19 protein-coding genes are annotated in these 23,300 nt (G+C 48.8%); 3 read left to right on the top strand and 16 right to left on the bottom strand.

Annotation, left to right across the window (positions count from 1 at the left end; genetic code table 11):
• Nucleotides 1-187 precede the first annotated feature (187 nt).
• The 12 genes from JNUCC31_RS17520 to JNUCC31_RS17465 form a co-directional block, all read right to left on the bottom strand.
• Nucleotides 188-1,063, bottom strand: a complete 876-nt coding sequence (locus JNUCC31_RS17520; protein WP_192273096.1) for an ABC transporter permease — start codon at nucleotides 1,061-1,063, stop codon at nucleotides 188-190.
• Nucleotides 1,064-1,114: 51 nt separating this feature from the next.
• Nucleotides 1,115-2,125, bottom strand: coding sequence for an ABC transporter permease (locus JNUCC31_RS17515; RefSeq protein WP_192262866.1), 1,011 nt, complete (start codon nucleotides 2,123-2,125; stop codon nucleotides 1,115-1,117).
• A 271-nt stretch (nucleotides 2,126-2,396) separates the two neighbouring features.
• Nucleotides 2,397-3,929: a PucR family transcriptional regulator gene (locus tag JNUCC31_RS17510; RefSeq protein ID WP_192262864.1), complete on the bottom strand. Its 1,533-nt coding sequence runs from the start codon at nucleotides 3,927-3,929 to the stop codon at nucleotides 2,397-2,399.
• Between the two features lie 370 nt (nucleotides 3,930-4,299).
• Nucleotides 4,300-4,926 carry an aspartate/glutamate racemase family protein gene (locus JNUCC31_RS17505; RefSeq protein WP_192262863.1) on the bottom strand — a complete coding sequence of 209 codons (627 nt, stop codon included), beginning with the start codon at nucleotides 4,924-4,926 and terminating at the stop codon, nucleotides 4,300-4,302.
• A gap of 225 nt (nucleotides 4,927-5,151) precedes the next feature.
• Nucleotides 5,152-6,105: an aminopeptidase gene (locus JNUCC31_RS17500; RefSeq protein WP_192262862.1), complete on the bottom strand. Its 954-nt coding sequence runs from the start codon at nucleotides 6,103-6,105 to the stop codon at nucleotides 5,152-5,154.
• A 19-nt stretch (nucleotides 6,106-6,124) separates the two neighbouring features.
• Nucleotides 6,125-6,796 (bottom strand): AroM family protein, encoded by a 672-nt coding sequence (locus JNUCC31_RS17495; protein WP_192262861.1) that lies wholly within the window; start codon nucleotides 6,794-6,796, stop codon nucleotides 6,125-6,127.
• 99 nt (nucleotides 6,797-6,895) lie between these two features.
• Nucleotides 6,896-7,846 (bottom strand): DUF1177 domain-containing protein, encoded by a 951-nt coding sequence (locus tag JNUCC31_RS17490; RefSeq protein WP_192262860.1) that lies wholly within the window; start codon nucleotides 7,844-7,846, stop codon nucleotides 6,896-6,898.
• A 227-nt stretch (nucleotides 7,847-8,073) separates the two neighbouring features.
• The gene (locus JNUCC31_RS17485; RefSeq protein WP_192262859.1) at nucleotides 8,074-10,092 is read right to left on the bottom strand and encodes an alpha/beta fold hydrolase; all 2,019 of its coding nucleotides are present in this window, start codon (nucleotides 10,090-10,092) and stop codon (nucleotides 8,074-8,076) included.
• Between the two features lie 78 nt (nucleotides 10,093-10,170).
• Nucleotides 10,171-10,761: a TetR/AcrR family transcriptional regulator gene (locus tag JNUCC31_RS17480; protein ID WP_228469058.1), complete on the bottom strand. Its 591-nt coding sequence runs from the start codon at nucleotides 10,759-10,761 to the stop codon at nucleotides 10,171-10,173.
• 437 nt (nucleotides 10,762-11,198) lie between these two features.
• Nucleotides 11,199-12,497 (bottom strand): ABC transporter substrate-binding protein, encoded by a 1,299-nt coding sequence (locus JNUCC31_RS17475; RefSeq protein ID WP_192262855.1) that lies wholly within the window; start codon nucleotides 12,495-12,497, stop codon nucleotides 11,199-11,201.
• A 724-nt stretch (nucleotides 12,498-13,221) separates the two neighbouring features.
• Nucleotides 13,222-14,058, bottom strand: coding sequence for a carbohydrate ABC transporter permease (locus JNUCC31_RS17470; protein WP_192262853.1), 837 nt, complete (start codon nucleotides 14,056-14,058; stop codon nucleotides 13,222-13,224).
• On the bottom strand, nucleotides 14,059-14,940 hold the full coding sequence (locus JNUCC31_RS17465; RefSeq protein ID WP_192262852.1) for a carbohydrate ABC transporter permease: 882 nt from the start codon (nucleotides 14,938-14,940) through the stop codon (nucleotides 14,059-14,061). It lies immediately after the preceding gene.
• Between the two features lie 142 nt (nucleotides 14,941-15,082).
• Between JNUCC31_RS17465 and JNUCC31_RS17460 the strand changes: the two genes are divergently transcribed.
• Nucleotides 15,083-16,909: a cache domain-containing sensor histidine kinase gene (locus JNUCC31_RS17460; protein ID WP_192262850.1), complete on the top strand. Its 1,827-nt coding sequence runs from the start codon at nucleotides 15,083-15,085 to the stop codon at nucleotides 16,907-16,909.
• Nucleotides 16,910-16,914: 5 nt separating this feature from the next.
• Nucleotides 16,915-18,546: a response regulator gene (locus tag JNUCC31_RS17455; protein WP_192262848.1), complete on the top strand. Its 1,632-nt coding sequence runs from the start codon at nucleotides 16,915-16,917 to the stop codon at nucleotides 18,544-18,546.
• A 163-nt stretch (nucleotides 18,547-18,709) separates the two neighbouring features.
• On the opposite strand, the gene JNUCC31_RS17450 is transcribed toward JNUCC31_RS17455, so the two are convergent.
• Entirely contained in the window at nucleotides 18,710-19,657 is a 948-nt protein-coding gene (locus tag JNUCC31_RS17450) for an arsenic resistance protein (protein WP_192273094.1), read from the bottom strand.
• Nucleotides 19,658-19,889: 232 nt separating this feature from the next.
• Here JNUCC31_RS17450 and JNUCC31_RS17445 point away from each other — a divergent pair, with 232 nt between their 5' ends.
• Entirely contained in the window at nucleotides 19,890-20,648 is a 759-nt protein-coding gene (locus JNUCC31_RS17445; RefSeq protein WP_192262846.1) for a tryptophan-rich sensory protein, read from the top strand.
• Between the two features lie 133 nt (nucleotides 20,649-20,781).
• On the opposite strand, the gene JNUCC31_RS17440 is transcribed toward JNUCC31_RS17445, so the two are convergent.
• The 3 genes from JNUCC31_RS17440 to JNUCC31_RS17430 all read right to left on the bottom strand — a co-directional run bounded on the left by JNUCC31_RS17440 (nucleotide 20,782) and on the right by JNUCC31_RS17430 (nucleotide 23,170).
• Nucleotides 20,782-21,156 carry a RidA family protein gene (locus tag JNUCC31_RS17440; protein WP_062322713.1) on the bottom strand — a complete coding sequence of 125 codons (375 nt, stop codon included), beginning with the start codon at nucleotides 21,154-21,156 and terminating at the stop codon, nucleotides 20,782-20,784.
• 91 nt (nucleotides 21,157-21,247) lie between these two features.
• On the bottom strand, nucleotides 21,248-21,928 hold the full coding sequence (locus JNUCC31_RS17435) for an oxidoreductase (RefSeq protein ID WP_192262845.1): 681 nt from the start codon (nucleotides 21,926-21,928) through the stop codon (nucleotides 21,248-21,250).
• 30 nt (nucleotides 21,929-21,958) lie between these two features.
• Nucleotides 21,959-23,170, bottom strand: coding sequence for an MFS transporter (locus JNUCC31_RS17430; RefSeq protein ID WP_192262843.1), 1,212 nt, complete (start codon nucleotides 23,168-23,170; stop codon nucleotides 21,959-21,961).
• Nucleotides 23,171-23,300 lie beyond the last annotated feature (130 nt).

Raw genomic sequence — 23,300 nt, 5'->3', positions numbered from 1 at the left:
GAGTAAATGTGTACTTCAGTACCGGGAAGGCAGCTCACCTCACTCCCGATGCCAAACACCAGCATTCGATCAGCCTACTGCCGATGATGGAACCTTGCATGCCGTTATCTCAGGCATTCCCCGCAAGTCGGTTCCACCATACAGCTATCTATGAATCGGTTCTATAGAGGCTGGTGGTGACCCATCTCTATTTTCCCGAACGCAACCGCGGATCCAGTACATCACGGAAACCATCTCCGAGCAGATTAAAACCAAGAATGGATGTGGCTATAGCCAGTCCAGGGAACGTCACGAGCCACCATTGTCCGGAAATGATATACTCTCGTCCTTCAGAGATCATGGCCCCCCATTCGGCTGTAGGCGGTTTGACGCCAAGACCGAGGAAGCTCAAACTGGATGCCGTCAAGATCGCAAAACCCATACCGAGCGTTGCCTGCACCAGCAGCGGTGCCAAAGCATTCGGCAAAATGTGGCGAAACAGAATCACTCTGTCCCGTACACCAATGGCTCTGCTGGCTTCTACGTACTCCTTCTCGCGCAGAGATACCGTCTGTCCATACATCAATCTGGCAAATTCGGGAATGCCGACTATTCCAACAGCAATCATTGCACTCGTCAGTCCGTTGCCGATGGAAGCAGCAATAGCCATGGACAGCACCAGCGAGGGAAAAGCAAGCAATACATCCATCACCCGCATGATGATATTGCCGGTACGTCCACCGTAATAAGCAGCAATTCCGCCAAGCGGAACCCCAATGACAAACGAGATGCTGACGGCAATCAAGCCCGTCCAGATACTGATTCTGGCTCCGTACAGTACGCGACTCAGAATGTCCCGACCATAGTTATCGGTACCAAACCAGTGACCGCCTGACGGGGATTCCAGCTTCACGGCCGTATCGGTCATATACGGATCATATGGTGCGATCCAGGGAGCAATGGCTGCAATGACCGTCCACATGACGATAAAGACCAGACCAATGGCAGCGAGCCGATTGCGGAGCAATAGTCTCAGAAAGGTTTTGGGTTTGGGAACAACCGCTTGTGTAGGCTTTGTTCCCATGGAAGTCGGTGCGGCAGTACTCACAGCGGTACTCCTCCTTTCGCGGCGACCCTATTCATAACGGATTCGTGGATCAATCAATCCATAGACCAGATCCACCGCCAGATTAATAAAGCTGAACAGAATGGCACTTACGAGTGTGAACGCCTGAATTGGTGCATAATCGGCAGCCAGAATCGAATCTGTGACATAACCGCCGACGCCAGGCCAGGAAAAGATCGTTTCCGTGATTACCGCACCACCGAGTAATCCTCCGAACTGAAGGCCGAGCACGGTCAACGTGGGAATCAGAGCATTGATCAGGGAGTGTTTGCCGACGACCGCGGTTTCGCTCAAGCCCTTGGCTCGTGCAGTACGCACATAATCCTGTCCGATGACTTCCAGCATGCTGGACCTGGTCATACGCGCGACAATCGCCATGGTTCCTGTGCTCAGGCAGATCGCCGGGAGCAGCAAGTGTGCAAGACTGCTTTTGAGTGCAACCATATCTCCGGTCATAAGACTGTCTACCACGTACAATCCGGTGATATGAGTCGGTGGGTTGAGGTCTCCGCTGATGCGTCCCATGGGAGCTGGAGCCCAGCCGAGGATGGAATAGAAGATGTAAATAAACAACAACCCCAGCCAGAAGATCGGTACACATGCTCCAATCAGTGAGAACACCCTGGAGATATGGTCCACAAAGGACTCTTTTCGGGTTGCGGCGATGATACCTACCGGAATTGCAACACAGATGGCTATAATCACGCTGGCCAGCGTCAGCTCAATGGTTGCTGGAAAGCGGGTACCGAAATCACTCAGCACTGTATGACCGGTATGGTAGGCGAACCCCAGATTCCCTTGAAGCAATTGTCCAACGTAGCTAAAAAACTGTACAACTAGCGGCTTGTCCAATCCCATGTCCATTCGGATTTTGGCAATGACATCATCCGTGGCCTGTTCACCAGCCATGACAATGGCGGGATCTCCCGGAAGAACACGGGACAGGATGAAGGTAATCACCACGATGCCGATCAGCGCCGGAATCATCTGCAGCAGCCTTCGGAGCGTGTAAGCAAACAATCGATCAACCCCTTTAACTCTGATGTCTCACTTGCTGTTTTACGGTTCTCTGTGGACGGCCCAATGTTGACAGCATGTCTGTCATCCGTCTCTTCTTTTGTAATTGTGCTTATTTTACCTAGAAACCAAGCGACGAACTACGTCCCATTTAGCTAAAAAAAAGCACAACCGTTTGTCGATTGTGCACTAATGTCTCCCCAATATGTCATGTTAAATCACACTTAAAGACATAGTTCGCTATTTTTCGACCTTTAGGCCCGATGAGTAGAACCTAAACCTTTTGTTTGTCCTGCCTCATGTAGTAGTACACCAGACATAGATGACAGACAAATTGTTCACGCGGGTGGTTCAGATCGAAGCCCGTAATGTCCCTAATCCGCTCCAGGCGATATTTGACTGAATTCCGGTGGATGTAGAGCCGATTTGCTGTCTCAATCAGACTCCCCCGGCTTTCCAGATAATAAAAAAAGGTCCGCAGCAAATCGCCGCTATGTTCTTCATCATAGTCACGTAATTTCCCTAGCTTTCGCTCAAACAATGCTGCAAAACCCGGATCATCTGCCGTTTCGCCCAGCAGATGATATACCTCCACATCCTCAAACCGGGTGGTACGCCCTCCCGACAAACGGGAGGATACCATCAGAGCATTTCTGGCCTCTCCATAGCTCTGATGCATATTCCAAAGCGAAACCTGTGTGCCCACACCAACTCTACATTGTCCAAACTTGTTTGCCGGATCTTCGATCCATACCGCGATGGTTTCAGTCCAGGATTGAATGTGATCCATCCACACCGCATCCTTGGACTCCGGTGTTGGCAAAAAGAGCACAGCCCGGTTAGTCCTGAACTCAATATGAGGTGTAACTCTCCGTTTTCTGGCTTCATGTGCAAGCAATTCAGTCAACAAGTCTTCATCAGGGGCAGCCTCACCTTCCATTACGGCCACTTCCCATAGATGCTCCGGATTCATTCCGAGCTTGCGCCCTCTGGATTCGGCTTCATGCCGTAAGAGCAGGGGAGGTGTCAAAAGTTCATCAATGAAATTGCCCCGTAAACGCAATTCGGTATCTTCCGCCACCTTGTTTCTCATCAATTCCAGGGATAGAACCAATCTGGCCTGTTCAATTCCGACTTGTTCCATTTCATCAAGGGAGTCCTTATCCACCAGCAGCCGCGCAACCTTCCGGCGATCCAGATTGATCTCCCATACGAGCGGGCTTACAGCTTCCTTCCAATCATAATCAGGGGGTGAAGAAACAATAATCTGTCCACCATTGTCGATGACACCTACAGGCGCCTGGAGCAGTTCGGCCACGTTGTCTCCCACAGCCTGAATCCCACTGTTTTCAAGCACCATAGTCATCAGTGTTCGATATACTTCCTCGGATCTGCGGAGCAAGGCTGCCTGTCGGTCCAGCACCAATTCCATAACAGGTTGCGTAATATCCATGTAAGGTATTTCGGGAGGAATCTCAATAATAGGCAGGCCGCAGTCATTACTGGCTGCTATGGCTTCTTCCGGAATTTCTTTGAGAAAACGGGCAGGTTTTATAGCCAAAGCAGCCGCCCCCGCCTCATTAAGCGTATAGATCAGTTCCCCAAGCAGACCGGGATTATCGCGAATCGAATAGGCCGTAGTCAGCATGAGCATGCCTTCCCGCAACCATCCTTGCAGATCAGGCACCTCCATAATATCCACAAACCGAACAACCCGATCCAATCCCTGATGCCCGCTGATCACCTTGGCCTTACTGAGTATAGGAATATTCAACAGTTCTTTCAGTGTAATGCCTGTCGTTTTCAAGCCTATCGACCACCCTCAGCCAGATTTGCAAATCGCCCTCGCATACTGCATCTAATTTTTTGGATAGTTTACCAGACTATCTGATCAAAAAAAACGGGAAATTCTGTGATATTCGTATGGCTTGGATTACGTTCATAAAATAAAACAAACTTTTCAGGTTGTTAGTTGCAGCATATAACCCAAAAAATAATTTTAACACTTTATCGCGTCACATTATAAAACAAACTTCACTTATTCACTTCCTATACCGAGATTAACTATCCTAGCATCACAAATAACGCCGACACAGTTGTGAATAACTGCATCGGCGTTAGAATCAAGCTATATTTTCCTACTAAAATACGATTCAGGCATCCCATGGATTAAGCATTTACCGCAGAGACACAGCTGCACCTAAGGAATAGATCGGGTCGAGTGCGCGGATATGCAGTTCTTTTTCCACTTCAAAAGCGAAACCCATCGTTGCAAAGCCGGTACACGCGAGAACAATGGACTCAGCACCCTCAGCCTTCAGTCTTCCAGCAGCTTCCAGTGCCGCCATCCGCCCTGTTGGCGTGTTCAGATCGAGGGTTGTAACCACGCCTTCGGGTCGGTCCATCCCGATATAAGCTTCTCCAAGTATTTCACGAATCAGGCTAGGCACTTCCTCCAGAATCGTCAATACACCTACCCGTGTAGCTGAGGTGAGTGCAAGATGTGCAGCACATGATCCAGCACCATATACGGGTACCCGAACAGCGGCGCGTATTTCTGCAATACCCGGATCAGCTGCACAACTAATACCAATAGATGTACACCCTTCCTGTTCCAGTTCCCGCGCCAGATCCACAATTTTGGGAATCGATTCAAGCTCTGTAGCTCGATCATACACACCCAGCGGTTGCTGGGGAATGCATCGACTTCGGACCCGAATGCCATAGCGCCCTTCAATTAATGCCCCGTGTCTGTGGATATCTTCTTCATGATGAAGCGTAATCACTCTTATAAGACCCAACATTGGCGTTCCTCCCCAGGCTGTGGATATCTTGTGCGTATGTTACCCACAATCTGTTGATAGTTACCCCCAATCATGTGGATATCTCTATATTTATTGTGAATATGTTGTGTATTTGTCGCTAAAACTACCGCGAAATTTACGCATCTACCCCCATTGTGGATAGGTTGTGGGTACGCTCTCATACACCTCTACTGATCCACAAGGTTATCTCATGATTATTCTGCTCTATTTCTGATCAAGCAGTTCTCCCTGACGCATAATAAGGACATCATCGATGTAGACATCCGGCTTCTGCACAACAGCATCAATATGAACCCCTGCTGCAACTGTACCACCGAAGGTATTGTTACTGCCAAAAGCAACATGGATCGTCCCGTAGACTTTCTCGTCCTCCAGGACAACCCCAGTAATTCGGGCCTTGTCATTGGTACCAATGCCGAATTCGCCAAGAATCCGACCCTCACCTTCGCCCAGCATGGATAGCAGCTTGTCTCCTTCGGTGCCGGTTGCCGAAACAAGACGGCCCTCTTTAACCGTCAACAGAACAGGTTTGCTGATCGCGCCTATTCCTGCGATGGAGCCATCCACCAGAATTTCACCCTCGCCCATGCCTTCAACGGGTGCGATGTAAGCTTCACCTGAAGGCAAATTGCCGGACTCACCCGGATTGAGATACATGCCTGTACTCGGCACGCCATTGCGTCCCTGAATGGAGAATGACAGCTGGTATCCATCCTTCTCGATGCGAACGCTGCTCCCTGCACTTAGCATGCCTGTAACCTTATCGGTCAAAGCCTTCACTTTGGGATACTCTGCGGTGATTGCACCGTTCATGAACATATCGTCCGTCATGCCCGGCATCGTGGCTACCCGGGTTCCGGCAGCTGCCGCCTGTTTGCGAGCCTGTGTATGGGTTAGTGAATAACGGGTTACGCACACCGCGACATCCGCACGTTTCATCGCTTCGGCAATCGGCGCAGGCGGCTCTTCACCGGATTTGCTCCGTTCCTTCATTACCATAAGCACCGCATCTGCTCCAAGTGCCTTGCCTGCCTCATATATGGATTCCGCCAGTTCTCTCTTGGCATCATCCGCTACAACAGCCAGTGTCTCACCACTGCGAAGTCCAAGGCATTCCACCAAAACATTTTTACTGACATCAATTCGCTGCTGGTTCATTCGTTCGTCTCCTCCTGTGTCAGACCATTTCCGCTACTAACTTGCCCATTAGAGCATTCGACAAAATGACCGGGATTCCTGCGCTTGCATTGGCAACCCATTGACGGTGGCGCTCATCATACCCCATGCAATCCAGTAAAATGAGCTCAACACGCCCCTTCAGTGATTCGGCCGCCTGACGGAATTCGGCTTCGCCGGATGTATAGGGAGAAGCTGCGGCAAACGCAGGCTGGACCAGGGAGGAAAACTTCAGATCAAGCTGCCCCGCCTGCTGAGGCAAAGGCCCGATCAGCCCGAGACGGCGCCCATCGGCCATGGCCTGTACCGCTGGAGGAATAATACGGTCAGGTTCAATGAGATGCGCCTTGGCTGATCGCAGACCCGGAAATGAACCTGTACACAGCAACAAAATATTGGAGACACCCAAGCCTTCGAATTCGCGGATTTTACGATCCAGAATCGGCCTGATTTTTTCTCGGGATACGATAGCCGCACTGCCGTCCTGCAGACGGGAAGTTAGCACATAATCACCAGGTTCCGGGGCCAGCGCAGCGATCTGAGTTGCTGAAAGTCCATCCAGCAGCCCGACCTGAACAAGTTCTGCCCGCCCCTCCAAATGCTTCTCAATGACAGGTGCCACATCCGTTCGCGGAGCTTGTCCAATTGTTATCATGCCAAGCTGCTTTATCATTTTATGCCCCCTACATCTCATATCTGCTGTACACGTTACATTCGCATGTCCGCAGCAGTATTCCCATCTGCCGCTTCAATCGTTACCTCTTCAGGAACACTATGCAGAGGGAGCTGCTTGCATCCCCGGGGTCTGAAGTACTTTCATTGATCCATACAGACGAGTAATCAGGTTATATTCCTCCACGCTGTAGAAAGAACAAGTGCCATTGGTGAATTCCTTGGCGGTCTCCACAACCAAACGAACTGCGCTTGCAATATCAATCTCATGGCTTGCTCCTGTGCCGCATCCCGGCACTGCGGATTGGGCTGTTACAGCTACGCCTACAACAGGTGCATGTGTAGCCACCGCTGGCTGCAAAATGGAATTGATATGGTATAAGTCATTGCCGTAAGGCGTAATATCCTGTGTTGTAATCGGGAATGTCACAGGCAGCTGCCCTGTGGTCATCTCCATGATGCGGAGCAAATCATCGCTCACCCGTAAAATGTATCCCTCTTTCACCGTTGGCGAAATAGCGATCCCTTTATGATTAATCACTCGGTTTCCTTTGGTTGTGTCGATAGACAAAATAGCTTCCATCTCGGGCAGAACCTCATGTTCGTTCATTTGCAAAATGTCGACCGGAGAGTCCATAAAATCAACCGGCTCATGCGGCAGAGTAGGTGCATCGGGGCAGATATGCGTCGTCACAATGATATCCCCTTTTAACGAGTCGCCCTTGGTCTGCATATCGGCGAGCTTCAGGCCTGCTGCAACAGCAGCGACGGCGCCGTCGGCATCCGAGACAAGTCCAATGCGCGTTGGACGGGCACCAATCCCACCTAATCGTCCTACAATACCCATGGTCGGGGCTTGTCCTCCAGACCGCTTACCCTCCGTACCGGGGATGATGATTTTAACAAAATCCGTACTCCCCTTTTCCCCATGTACGGTCAGTACTCCAACGGAAACCTGTGGATATGGAACAAATAATTGCTTTACACTCTCACCATTCACATAAGCGCTGTCCAGCGCGTCCAGTGCCAATAACGTTTTTTGAAGTGGCATCGTACACATCCTCCTCTTAGCTGTTGATCTTGAGATCAAGTCTATCGCAGTTCAGAAGAGGGTCACAATGTACTGCCTTGCCAAAATGAGCATGGTTTTATTGTGCGGCAAGTATAAATGGGAATGAAAATAACGCTTTTATACGTTTTATCTAACTGAATATGTTATTTTATTTAACATTAGTGTCGATTCTCCTGAATATGATCCAATCCTTGGGGATGTAACACTCAATTCAACGATGTCCTACTCTCCATTTGCCAATTAACAAGCAATGAGGCTGTTTCCTCTGCATAAAACACAGGAAACTGGTGACCGTAGGGAACTTCCACACGCTGGACTGATGAATGTATATTTGCCGGGCGTGTGTAGTCTTGATCGTTTATCCCCCAAATCATAAATGTGCGCTGTGCCTCCACACTCGTCTGTGATATTTTATGGTCTGGATGGGACTGTATCCAGCGGAGCAGATCTGCATTCGCTCCTGCGATGCGTGGTGATTTCAGACCGGAAGAAGCCCTCCGGGCATAGTCATCAAACAAAGTTGGATCGATATCCGAAACATCTGCCCTCTTTAGCAGCCCCGCCAACCAATGTGGAGTCATTCGCAATAGCATTCCTTGCAGCATTCTTCTCGGGAACCTTGATATCAGGCGCTGAGCGCCACCCCTCGGTGCTTCCCATACAGGTTGCAGCATGGCAAGCTGGATATGATGACGTTCACTCTCCTGCATTGCCACCGCGGCTATCGCAGCCCCAACGGAATGCCCCACCAGTCTAACAGGGCCATGCGCCTCATCCAGTACACTTTGCACCGCCTCGACCTGCCCTTTGAAAGCCATCCCCTTTGCCCTGTTTCTATGAACCGGGGAACGCCCAAATCCGGCAAGATCCACAAGCCATACCGGGTTCCCCGTCATGCACCATAACGCATTTCCCAAAGGTAACATATCGTCTGCACTGCTCATCAAACCATGAATAATTACCCACGGCTCTCCCTGGCCCTCATGAACCAGCACCGCAAGATTGCCCTTCCTTGTTCGAGTCCAGCCCGAAGACAGATTATCCTGTGAAGAATAGCTAAATCGATAGTCCAGATCAGCTGTAACATAAGGCAATAGCTGACTGATATCCGGCATGCGTTGCCCCATTCGCCGAAACAATTGTTCCGTCTGCTCCACCTCGAAATCCTGTTTGGTTATAAACGAAATGGATTCAGGCGGAATACCGCTGATCCTTGTGCCACCAGCCTTCATGGCTGCGTGAATCAGCGGCAGTGGCACTGACCACCATGGTGCAGATACATCCAATTCTGCCGCCAGCAACCGAATCAGATCGTTCATATCCGGACTGTCCACTTTTCTGGATAACAAGGGATATGTGCCGCCGGATGGCTTGCTGTCCTGGGTTAGAAAAACAATGGTCTGTGCAACCACGTCATTGGACACAAGTGGAAGCCAGTGCAGAAAACCACCGGGAATCACAGGCATTCTCCCCCTTCTCATCGCCTGTATCAGCATGCCAATCCCGCCCGTTTGCTCGGTTGCACCCGTGGGATACGGACCCACGACTGTACTCGGGTTTACAACCGATAAGGTATACAAATGTTGCTCAGCGTGTTGTCGAATATAGCGATCCGCTTCGAATTTCATATGCTCATAGGCACTCTCGGAATGAAAATATTTGCTAATCAATGACTTCTGTCGGTTCAACTTATGCCCAACATCATTATTGGCTGAAGATATGGATGGAGAGTTCGTCCTTCCATACGGACTCATAAAACCAACGATGTGGATAAAATGCCTCAAATCATGTGTACGCTGGATTTCTTCCGCAAGTTTGGCGATCTCCCTTGCTCCATTCATAAAAATCTGTTCTGCCACCTTCGGCTCCAATGTAACATCCATCGTTCCACCTGCATGAATGATGACATTGGCCTGAAGAGCACGCTCACGATCAGCTTTGGTTAGACCCAGACCTGGAGCTGACAAATCTCCCTGAATAAAGGTTGTTCGGCTGAAATCCGTTACTCCGTATGCTTTCAGAGCTTTCCTGGCTTTGGATTCAGAGCGTACAAGCAGCAATAACTGGGCCTCACTGTCCCCAAGTTGTTTCACTACCTCCTTACCTATAAATCCGGTACTGCCAGTCATCAAAATAATGGTTGATTGAGTCGCTATGCTGTTTTTTGCCTGATAAGGACTGGTGTTACGTTCTGCATTTGACAATGATGAATTATGTATACTCATTTCTAATCTCTCTCCCTTTTTAGCACCATGTATTTTAGTACTATATAGTACTAGTAAAATCCAAAAAAAGAGCTTCGTTTACCGAAGCATCTGACAAAATGTACGTGCTGATTGTTTAATAATCCCTATATCACGCGCAGTCTCCGCGAGTACAAGTGACCCTTCCAATGCTGCAATAAATAATGAAGCCGCCGGTCCCGGCTCAATTCCTTTACGGAATTCTCCACGATCCAGTCCTTGCTGCAGCAGCTTTTCCATCATCGGCTGCAGATCCCGGAAAAAGCGGGCTATACTTTCTTTCACTTCGGGCGCGCTGACTGGTGTCTGCATATACAGTGTAATAAATGGACAGCTTCCTTTATAATCGCGCCCCTCCATGCCTGCGGACAGTGATGCTATAAACGAATAGATGCGTTCTGTCACCTCTCGTTCACGCTGACTGAGCAGCAGGTAGAGCTCCGATTCATACTGGGCAATCCAGTATTGCACCACGGCCTGAAGCAATTCCTCCTTGTTTTTGAAATGATAATAGATATTCGATTTGGATACACCACTTGTCCGCACGACCTCGTCCATGCTGACATAGCTGTATCCCTGACGTAAAAATAACTGAGCGGCCACTTCGACTGCCTTGATCCGATTGACCGGATTGGAACTTTTGGATTTCACAGATCCAGAGATTGATTTTTCATTTGTCATATTTAGAACTATACAGTACTAATTAAACAAATACAAGTTTTTCCGTTAACAAAAGATGCTCTTTGCCCGAAATTAGTCATACTTGTCCACATTTAGAAGGTTGTACACACAAGATATCCACATATAGTATTATCCCTGTGTTAAAAATGTCATTGAACCTCTACATATGATGGAGTTATCCACATTTCAGGAGCCGTATCGCAAATATTCTTCCGATCTGCGATAGCAGAAAGTCCTCCAACTAAAAAATAGGCCAACCAGAACAATTCTGGTTGACCTATTGGAGTTGGCTGTTCATCCAAATCACATGCGAATGGCTCCCATAGCCTGTGGATACTAGTATGTGGATAACCATTCAAGGTTGAGACGGCACTATTTTACTTCTGCATATGGTTAATCCGAGTTGGTTACTTTTTCAGACTATCCCAGTTTTGCTGCAAGGCGTCAAGCAGCGCTTTTTTGTCCGATTTGCCTGCCACATATGCCTGAATGGTGCTGCCGAATTCTTGTGGAACACCTTCAGGGAAACGGTTGAAGTTCCAGCTTAACGTTTTGTTCTCCTGGCTGTACTTCATGATGTCGGTTGCGAGGTCACCCAGATCCTCTTCAGATGCCTGAATGGAACTGAATGCCGGGATAAACTTGAATTCTTTGGTCATGTATTGTTTACCGATATCCGATGTCACGAGCCATTCCAAAAACTCTTTTGCTTCCGCTTTTACTTGCGAGTTCTTGTTCACAACCCAGTAATTCGGTACACCAACAAACAGTTTGTCATTCGGTTCATTCGTAATTGGCATCGGCAGAATGCCGAGATTCAGATTAGGATCGATGCCATCAATTTGTACCTGCGTCCAGTTCCCTTGCTGCATCATCGCTGCTTCCCCGCTTGCAAACAGGGTTACCTGTGTGTTGTAGTCGGTTGTGAGCGGGTTTTTGTTACTGTATTTCAGCGTCAGATCGAGCAGATTCATCCAGTCCGTGAACACTTGGTTACCAGGGATTTTCTCCGTACCTTCGTTAAGACTCTGGATAAATTTCACCGGATCAGCCTGATTCGCAAATGCCACGTTTACGTTATGATTGCCGAGTACCCACCATTCCTGATATCCATTGGAGAACGGGGTAATTCCTGCGGCTTGTAGCTTCTGTGCAGCCTGATCCAATTGTTCCAGTGTGGTTGGAATTTCGGTGATGCCTGCTTTTTGGAAGAGGTCTTTGTTATAAATGAAACCATAACCTTCCAGTGCCAGCGGCTGTCCATACAGTTTGCCGTCTTTGGTCATTGGCTCTTTGGCTACATCAAGCACATCTTTAACCCATGCTTCACCTGACAGATCTTCCAGGTATTCGAGCCATGTGTCCAGTTCACGATAACCGCCAACGTTGAAAATATCCGGTTGCTCGCCAGCCGCGAACTTGGCTTTCAATGCAGCGCCGTAGTCACTGCCGCCACCCACAGTCTGAATGTCCAGCTTGATGCCTGGATGGGATTTCTCGTATTCCGCTTTAAGACGGTTAAGCGCTTCCGCAATTTCGACTTTATATTGAAAGATTTTAATGGTTTTGTCCCCTGCTGCTGCCTCGCCGCCACCTTGGGCGTCTGTGTTAACAGGACTTCCACTCTTATCTCCGTTGCCACAACCCGCAAGCATTACGGAAAAAGCAATTAGCATAAGCAACGTCAACTTGGTCATTCTTTTCATACATACACTCTCCCTATAGTAGTTTCAGTATAACAGCTTCCTTGCTTTTTAATTCTGGCCACCGGGAACAAGCGGTGATTAATTCACAACCGCCCCGCAGCTTTCGCTCTTGCAACTCGTTTTTGCTCTATTCTTTCCCCGAGGGAAAGGCTCATAAGCCATGTGTATGACGAGTTACACCCCTTTCTATCGTTCTTCCATTCTAACGAACCAAGCGCATGCTATTCGCTATTATTTGCCCAGATTAGTAATTTAACGAATCATAGAGACGTTATTTCGTTGATTTGTGCGAATTTTAAGCTCGGACGCTTGTTTGTGCCTAAATAACGTTACTGAGGTTCGTTAAACTTTGAATCCCTTGATTATTCACCTCATAAGATGCGGTGGGTTCGTTAGAACTTTGACCCGAGAATATATCATTCCTCCCCAGAGAAGTGCCCAGACTATGCATACTTTCATCGCATCGCCCTTGGTCATTTTCCCTTCTGGAGTCAAGCCCATGCTATGCGGGCATGACTCCATTTGCATACCTCCGTGCGAGGTCGGAGCGGAGGGATCATGATGCGCTGGAGGAGCGGAGCGCTCGCCTTTGATACTCGGTGGCTTCTTTGCCTTAACTCATTCAGGCCACCGAGGAGCAACAGCGACCGAAATCGCACATGATCCCGGAGCGGACCGCCCTCGCACTCCCCCACATGATCCCGGAGCGGCACATCCCCTCGCACTACCCTTTAACTGATCCAGCGGTAATCCCCTGAATGATGTATTTCTGCATCAGCAGGAAGAAAATGATAATTGGCATGATGCCAAGCACCAGTGCAGGCAGGGCTAAATCCCATTGCTTCGTATATTGTCCAAAAAGCGCAAAGGTCGCAATCGGAATTGTACGCAAATTGGAGCTTTGCAGAATCAGGGATGGCAGTAGATAGTCATTCCAGATCCAGAGTGTATTCAGGATGATGACCGTAACATACATCGGCTTCATGAGCGGGAATACAATCCGGAAGAACACGCCGTAGGCAGAGCTTCCATCCACCCGCGCTGCTTCTTCAATTTCGAGCGGAACCGATTTGACAAATCCGTGGAACAGGAAGATGGACATCGGTGCCCCGAAACCGAGATAACAGATGATAAGTCCGAACAGACTGTCGATCAGTCCAAGATTACTGGTTACAGTAACGAGTGGAATCATGATAGACTGAAACGGAATCACCATGGCAGCAATGAACATGCCGAACAGAATCCGGTTGAAGCGGGTATCGCTGCGAACCATTCGATAGGCGGCCATGGAGCTGATTAGTACAAGCAGCAGATTGCTGACCACTGTGACAATGAGCGAGTTCATCAACGCTGATGGGAATTTGATTTTCTCCCAGGCGTTCGCATAGTTGCCCCATTGGAATGCTTCCGGCCAAGCAGCTGAATTGGTGAGCAAGTCACCGAACGTTTTGACCGAATTGACAAACAGGAAGTAGAACGGTACCAGGAACAATAATCCAATGAGCACCATAATAATTTCGGTTACAATGGTACTGAAGCGATAATTTTTCGACGTTTCCATCTATGCCTCCACCTCCTTGCTCTTCGTCACACGTACCTGAATCATCGTGATAATGGCAACGATTACGAAGAACACAAGTGCTTTGGCTGTACCGATGCCGTACCGATTATTCACAAAAGCTTCGTTGTAAATATTCAGAGCTACCGACTCTGTTGATCCAAACGGTCCGCCTTTGGTCAGGGACAGATTGAGATCGAACATTTTGAACGACCAGGAAATCGCCAGGAACAGACAGATCGTAACTCCCGGCATAATGAGCGGGAAAATAATGCTGCGCAGTACCTGCCAGCGGCTGGCACCATCAATTTCGGCAGCTTCCAGCAGATCAGGCGAGACGTTGGTCAAGGAAGAGATGTAGATGACCATCAGATACCCTGCGGTCTGCCAGACAAATACAATGACGATCCCCCAGAAGGCGGTCGGTTCATCTCCCAGCCATGGGAGGTTGAAGAAGGACCAGCCCGTTACATCGCCTACAGCTGAAAACCCTTTCACAAATATGAACTGCCAGATAAAGCCGAGCAACAGCCCGCCGATCACGTTAGGCATAAAAAAGATCGTACGCAGAATGTTTCTCGTCTTGAGCGGTTTGGTCAGGAAATACGCCAGGAAAAAACCGATAACATTGGTCAAGATTACACCAACCAAGGTGAAGCGCACCGTAAACCAAAACGCAGATACAAACTTGGGATCATTCGCAAAAATTTGTTTGAAATTATCGAATCCCACCCAATGAATGTTAGCTGACACCCCGTTCCAGTCGGTAAAAGAATACACCATACCAAGCAGGAAAGGGACCACGATAATGAGAATAAAAAAGACGATGGAGGGACCTACGAACACAAGCTGCTGCAACAGCTGTGAAGACTTGCGATGCTTCATATCGTTCTCCCCTTCTATTGATGGATGAAATTGGTCTCTTGTTCTATTAAACCCCAATCTCGGGCAGGGAAACACCGACCCTGGTGAACAGTTGGGTGTAAAATATTGTCCTCTATTATCCTGCAACCAGAAGGGGTGTCCGATGTCAAAATACTACAGTATTCGCACCAAGCTCATCGCTTTTATGCTCATTGCCACGACGATTCCGCTGCTGGCCTCCATCAGCATGACGTTTATCCAGACCAAGACCGCTCTGCGTGAGCAGGCTGTCGAAGAGAACAAACGCCTGATCTTTCAGGCGTCCACGAATCTCAACAATTACGTGGATAACGTGGCAAGGGCTTCGCTTGCTGTGTACAACGATCCGAATTTTTTGCGGAATCTGTCGAAAATCCCAGGTGACTATCGCGCAGTTGCCGAGGTATACACCACTTTGCAGACGATCCGCGCGGCTGTACCGGATGTTTTCCAGCTGTATTTGCACTCTTTTGTTGCCAATCAATCGACATTGATTGCGAATCCTTTCCCGAAGCGGGAAGAACGAAAAAAGGCCTATTCCGACTCGCTACATGGAATAGCCGCCGGCAACAGCCCCGATATCTGGATCGAATCGGCGCACCTTAGTCATTCCTACGGCTTCAAGGCGGCGTCAGCGGACGATCCTCCAAGAACCGTAATCACCCTTCACCGTGTGATCAAGGATGTACCTTCGACTGAACGATTGGGCGTGCTTGCCATTGATTTGAATATGGATACAATTGCCGAAATTTGCAGCAGACTGTATGATCCGGTAAAGGAACAGATCTATGTCATCGACAATCAGAACCAGATGATATACGAAGGAAAATCGGAAGTTAGTGGAACGAATGCATTACGGCAGGAAGCGGCGACTCAGCTGAATTCAGCGCGTACTGCTACAGGGTCAGCCCAGACCGCGTCGGGACATTTTGAACAAGATCATTCGATGTATGTGTACCAGCAATTAGGCAGCCAATTTGCCAACTGGACCATTATCAAGCAGATTCCGAATGAAACGCTGTACGCCAGTGCCACCACATTAACGTGGAATAACGCCATGATCGCCATTGCTGCCTTGTTATTGGTCATTGTGGCAACCCTGTTCATCTCCATTCGGATCACCGGACCGCTCAAGCAATTAATGCGTTATATGAACCAGATTCAGGCAGGACGTCTTCATGTGGATATCCGGTTAACGAGTCGAGATGAGATCGGTGTGCTCGCCCGCCACTTCCGAGATATGATGGATACGGTGAACAATTTGATTTTGCGGGAATATCGGTTGGAAATTGCCAATAAAACCAATCAGCTTAAAGCACTGCAAGCCCAGATTCATCCCCATTTTCTGTACAATACATTGCAATCCATTGGTACACTGGCGCTGCAACAACAAGGACAGCGGGTGTATGTGCTGCTCTCTTCCTTATCCAAAATGCTGCGCTACAGCATGCGTGACCAGACTCAGGTCACGTTGCATGAAGAAGCCGAGCATGCACGGCTTTATCTGGAACTGCAAAAAGAGCGGTTCGGTGACCGCCTGGAGGTTGAGCTGGATTTTGCCGGAGATACCCTGCGCGCTGAAATGCCGAGGATGACTTTGCAGCCTTTGATTGAGAATTATTTCAAACATGGAGCGGACATCCAGCCCGGTAAAGGGAGGATACAGATCACCAGCCGCAGGACGCCTGACGATTGGATTGAAATTCATCTGAAAAATAACGGGCCGTCCATCCCGGAAGACAAGTTGTCCGAAATTCAGCGTTGGTTGCGTGAAGCGTCCATCTCTTCCGGCCCTACTCAAAATACAGAAGAAAGCGAGTCGATTGGACTGCGTAACGTGATGCGCCGGCTCCAACTGAATTCCCCGCCCGGATACAATGCGCTTCTTACGATTGGCAATCTGAAACCAAATGGCGTGGAGATTATAGTCAAACTATACGCGGGAGAGTGAACAACATGAAAGCCTTGATTGTCGACGATGAAAAACACGTCCGCGATGCGATACGGCTACTTGGCCAATGGGATGCGGCAGGAATTGATACCTTGTATGAGGCCGCAGATGGTCACGAGGCGGTCGCCGCCATTACGGCCCATCAACCGCAGATTGTACTCAGCGATATGCGAATGCCTGGCAAGGATGGCATGGCTCTGCTTGAATGGATATCCGTTCATGCCCCGCATAGCAAGGTACTGGTCATCAGCGGATATGATGATTTTGAACTGGTCAGACATGCGATTCGTTATGGAGGTACAGACTACCTGCTCAAACCCGTCGAAGCAGATGAACTGAATTCATCCTTGTTCAGAGCCGTCGATGCCTGGAAAGAAGCGGATGCGGTACGTAAGCAGTCCACACGACAATCCATGGTAGTTAACCAGATGCGCCCTCACTACCATGATAGACTGCTCACGGAGCTGGTCGTTGGGCGCGGGAGTAACCATACCCAATTCCAGCGGCTGCGGGATGAATTGAATCTGCCCGAGCAGATCGACAGTTGCAGTGTGGCAGTCACCAGCCTTTCGCATCTCGATGCTCAATGTTTGGCGAAATACCGCAGTCAGCCTGACCTGCTTGTATTCTCCGTCCTGAATATTTGTGCGGAGATGTTATCCCCACCTGCCGAAGGTGTCGTGTTCCGCCAGCTTGATCGACCGGATGAGATCGTTATCCTATATTGGGGCCAATGCTCGTCACTTCAATCCATTCTCGAAAAAGTGAACGATGGACTGGAACAGACTATACAGCGCCGTCTTCATTTTGGTATATCCAGCTGTGAGCTTTATCCCTCAGGAACCTCGGGAGCCTATCAGGAAGCAAGTATGCGGTTGTGGCGACGCAACGCCTTGCAAACGAAGCAGCGCATTCACGATGCACTGGAGTCCTCCATTGGCAACAAGGGGCTGAGGTTATCCACCTTTGAGGAATCTTTGCGGCTCGCATCCATGAGCGGACGTGCTTCCAGTGTGTCCAATGCAGTTGCAGAATGGATTGATCCCATCACTCGGCTCGATGTTGTAACCGCCGAGCAAATACAGCAATGGGTGGATGAATTGGAGTGGATGCTCGACCGTTGGCTCGACGATGCCGCAGGCGCACCACCGAAGGAAGAAGAGGAATCGTTAGAGGAACAGTCCATTCCATTCGCCGAGTTACCTTGGGATCACGAAGGTCTGATATCTCTACCCTTGCTGCGTTCCCTGCTGGAACAGCGGTTGCTCGCTGCCGGTAAGGCACTCACTGCACATCATCACGCCACTCCGGACCCAATGAGTGAGATTGCACGTTATATGGATGCCCATTATCAGGAGGACCTGTCCCTGCAGCAGATTGCTGCACGGTTCTACCTGAGTCGCGAATATATTTCACGCAGATTCAAGCAGCAATTCGGGTTGAACTGGTCGGAGTATTTAGGCAAGCTGCGGATCAATAACGCCAAGCTGCTGTTACAGAACCCTTCACTGCGAATTGCAAAAATCTCGGAGATGGTCGGTTATCAGGACGAGAAGTACTTCAGTAAAGTGTTCAAAAAAATGGAGGGCATCACACCGGGGGAATACCGCAAAACATTATCTGACGGGAATACTTAATGAGTCTCCGGAACTGTGAAAATTTCGCTAAATAAAACGTGCTCTATTCCTTGAATTGTAAAAGGGGCATCCCGTCATGTTATGACTCTGGGATAGCCCCTTTTCCTTTTTACACCAATGAATTTATCTTAATAGATACAACCGGATCTTCTTTTCTAAGGGATCAGCGATCCCGCAGTATGACAGAAGGAACAATTCGAATATAGATTAACTCCCCCGCCAGTTCCACGATCGTCTGGGTTACAATCACAGCGGCGGCAATTGTCGCCCACTCTTGGGGCAGCGCAAGTGCCAATGGCAGAACGACAAGTGAATTTCGGGTCCCTGCACTGAAAATAACGGCCCTGCCTGCGCCTGTATCCAATCGGAATAGAGCCACTACGATTCGTGAGATGAAGGGCATAACCATCAGAAAAATAATATAGATGGGCAGAACATCCACAATCACAGCAAAATCATGGTAGACCTTACCGATCTGCGATGCGACAACGACAATCAATGCCAAAGCCATCAGGGGTACAGGCAGCCAGGCGGTTGCGTTCATCACCCTTTCCCCTCCAGCTTTGCCTTTGGTCACAATTTGCGTAAAAATAGCCAACAGCAGCGGAATAACGATCAGGAACAGAAAAGCCTCCACGAAAGGCCCCACCTGCATGACCTGTGCCGCTTCCTTCCCTATCAACAACCACAAATAAACGGGCAATAGGACCATTTGCATCACAAACAGGATGGGTGTTGCGGCAAGCATCAACTTTTCATTGCCACGACCCAACTGTGTAAAAACAATAACATAATCAATACAGGGAGTCAGCAGTACGAGATACACGCCTATGAGTACGGCAGGAGGTTGCGGAAACACCAACGTTAACAACCACACAATCACAGGGACAACGATAAAATTTGCGACCAGCAAAGCTCCAATAAACCGCAGGTTAGACCAGGATTCTTTTAACTGCAAAAAAGGAATCTGTGCAAACATGCTATATAACAAAATGGCAAGCACGGGTGAAACCGTATAATGCAGCGCTGATCCCCATTCAGGGGTGCCCAGCCCAATCGCCGCTCCCACGAACAGGGCAACGACATAAAACCACGTTTGTTGCTTCTCCATCGTTTCTCTCGTAAACAACTTTCTTCCTCCTTTAAAGTGAACATATTTCTGCTTTTGCTAGCGTACATTGAGACGTAGCACAGCGAATAAAAGAGCGGCAAACCGCAGGATAGAAGACAACGATCCTGTGAATTTTTTTGCGGCTCCTTATTAGACTGCGAAAGAACTGGGTATATTCATTGTATACTGACCCGTGGTTCATTCATTTTTGTTAAACCAAGGAGGAAACACCATGTCACGTAACAATCCGTATAAGTGGTTAAACGCGATTGGATTTATAGCTGTGATCGTAGTAAACTACCTTTCCAACGCACTGCCGATCGGAGGCAGGACCAACAAGAACGTATCGGATATGTACCCTGTAATGCTCACACCTGCTGGCTATGCTTTCTCCATATGGGGACTGATCTATCTGCTGCTCGCCGGCTTTGTCATCTATCAATTCGTTCCTTCTTCGTGGAAAAGGGACTCCATTACCCGCCTCGGTTACTGGTTTCTGGCAAGCTGCGCCTTTAATGTAGCGTGGATTTTTGCTTTTCAAAACCTCAAAATTGGACTCGCATTAGTCGTCATCGTTCTGTTACTGCTGTCCCTGATCATGTTGTATGTAAAAACGCGTGCAATCACCCTCCCCACGACTGCCGAAGTCTGGCTCGTGAAGCTGCCATTCAGCATATATCTTGGGTGGGTCAGCGTGGCAACCATTATCAATACGGCTGTATTATTATATAAAGTCGGCTGGGATGGCTTCGGGCTCAGTGAACCTACCTGGACCATCATTATGTTAATTGTAGGTCTGGTGCTGGCTGTACTCGTGAGCTTCCCTTACCGGGATAGCGCGTATCCACTTGTTTTCACATGGGCATACATTGCCATCGCTCTCAAACAAAAAGACGTCACTTCCGTATATTATACGGCAATTATCATTGCGATCGCATTGGCCATTTATGCGGTATGGCTGTTCTTCGCCCGTAATCAGGATCGGGATTGAGCCTCAGTTCATGAATAATTCAAAAAGCCGATTTCAGTCACATGACCTGAAATCGGCTTTTTATGTATCCGAGCATTTTGCATAAATAAAACAACGTAAAATGCTGATTCTGCTTGGCAAATACCCGTCAGCTCTATTTCAGAGCAATGACCTCGATCTCCACAAGTGCATCCTTCGGCAGTCGAGCGACTTCAACCGCACTGCGTGCCGGATAAGGCTGTTCGAAGAACGTGCTGTACACTTCATTTACCGGTACAAAATCGTTCATGTCTTTCAGGAAAACCGTCGTTTTCACGACTTTATCCATACTCGTACCTGCTGCTTCCAGAATTGCTTTTACATTGCTCAGAGACAAACGAGTCTGCTCTTGTACGTTTGCTCCGAATTCTCCCGTATGCGGGTCCAAACCCAGTTGACCGGAAGTGTAGATGAAATCACCTGCATCAACGGCTTGGCTATATGGACCAATAGCGCCTGGCGCCTGATCGGTGGAGATTGGTTTTTTCATGAACGAGTTCTCTCCTTCTTATTCGCCGTCCTGTCTCTCTAGGGAGCAGGCCCCGAATTTATTTATACAGCCTATTATACCACGATCCCTCTCAGGACTCATCCAATCCCAGCACATGAATGACGTCATTGGAATACACATGATCCCCCTTCGCTCGAACAATGGCAATGTTAATCATGGCTCGAGCTATGGTGGAAGCCTGGATTGCCCTGTATTTATCCACTCTGCCTTTCATCCAGCGATCCAGAAATGTCATGACATGCGCAGCCAACTGCTCTCCCAACCGTTTTTCTTTGCGATCGCCAAGGATTAAGGAAGGACGGAATATATGTAAAGAACGAAAACCGATAGCCGACAATGCCTCCTCCATCTCACCCTTGGTTCGACTATAGAACAATCGGGAACCGGAAGCCGCTCCCATGGAGGAAATGACAAGCATCTGGGTAACTCCCTGCTCCTTAGCAAGTGCTGCGGCTCTTACGGGGTAATGAAGGTCCACTTGGCGGAAATTTTCCTGACTGCCTGCTTTTTTAATCGTTGTCCCCAGACAGCAATACAAGTCATCCACATCATCAAACAGATCTGTGCGGCTCTCCAATTGTTCCCAGTCCACCACATACTGCTCCAGCCTGGGATGTTCCCATTCCAGCGGTCGCCTGACCAGCGCTCGAATTCGATGATACCCCGGATGCTGGAGCAGACTCCGCACCAATAAGCCACCAACAAGCCCCGTAGCTCCAATCACTATCGCTTTCCGTTCAAGACTCTCCAATTACATCCCTCCAATCGCCAAACTGGATGTTTATTTCAGAAGTACACGACGGCCCAGCGTAAAAGTGAGAATCAGCATGGCTGCACCGACACCCACTTGGAAACCATAGGTAGAAACCCAGGTCAACGCATCGGGCCAGGCTTCCATTCTCTCATACAACCAGCCGCCTATCAGCGGCCCAAGAAACGAAGTCACTCCGGTCAGAGCTGAATAAACGGCGACAAACATTGGTCTTTCGCTTTTCGGTGTATCTCCGATTGTAAAGTTGAAGGCAAGCTGGTTGAACCCGCCCACACCAATACCGAGAAAAATATGAGATAAAAAGAGCGCTATCAAAACAGGCATAAACGACATCAATCCCCATGACAAACAGGAGAGTGCAATGATCGGTAATGTCCAAAATAATAAGGTTTTGTTGCTGAATCTCGCGTTCAGATTACCCCAGATATAGAATCCGGCCATCATGACGAGCGTCTGTACCACGGTAATCATGGATACCGTCTGATAATTAATGTTAAGCAGGTCGAGCATCACATAGGAAAATAGCGGAACGATCAACGTCTGGATCAGTAACCAGGCAGCGAGGAACAGTGCGGCCTTCAGAAAGGACGAATCCTGAAACGGCTTTTTGAACATCTTCCAGAAAACCTTTTCAGTTGAACGCTCAAACGGCACATCCGGATAAAAGAAATAAATTACCGTATTGGCAATGGCGCAAATCCATACAGGAATGAACAGGATCAAGAACCCCGTCTCCCCGGGGAATCGGTCCAGAACGATGCCACCTACGAATAAGCATATGCTTCCAAGCGCATTCAGAATGGTGTTCCGAATTCCGAAATATCGTCCTCTCACCTTGGCAGGAACAATGTCTCCAATCAACGAAGTCCAGATCATACCGCCAATTGTATTGGCTATGAATGCAACCGTATACACACCGATGTAGATGACTACCCACCACTCCTTGGGAAAAAGGAACGGGATTAGCCCCGTCGAACTCCACAGAATGCGATGCATTCCCACAAATACTATTAGCATCCGTTTGCGGCTGCGAATACGCTGCATCCAGTAAGCTGCCCCAATCTGGGCGATATTCACAAATGTCGTGATGGCGAGCACGAAGCCAATATGTCTTGACCCGGCCCCGAGGTACAACAGAAATCCGGTTAAAAATGGGCCTCCCAGCAACGTCTGCAAAATAATTGCCGGAACACCCTCCCATGTTGCAATGGATAAATTCATGCGTTGTGTTGAACCCTTGCGCCGTGGTTTGCCTGCAAACGGGGAAGGGTTAACGTTGACCGTCTTCTGTATGGGGATACACTCCTTAGACCGGGTTTCAAGTGCCGGTCGATGCTAGTTGTCACCCCAA

Source organism: Paenibacillus sp. JNUCC-31 (assembly GCF_014844075.1).
GTDB lineage: Bacteria > Bacillota > Bacilli > Paenibacillales > Paenibacillaceae > Paenibacillus.
This window is presented reverse-complemented; position numbering and strand designations above follow the sequence as displayed.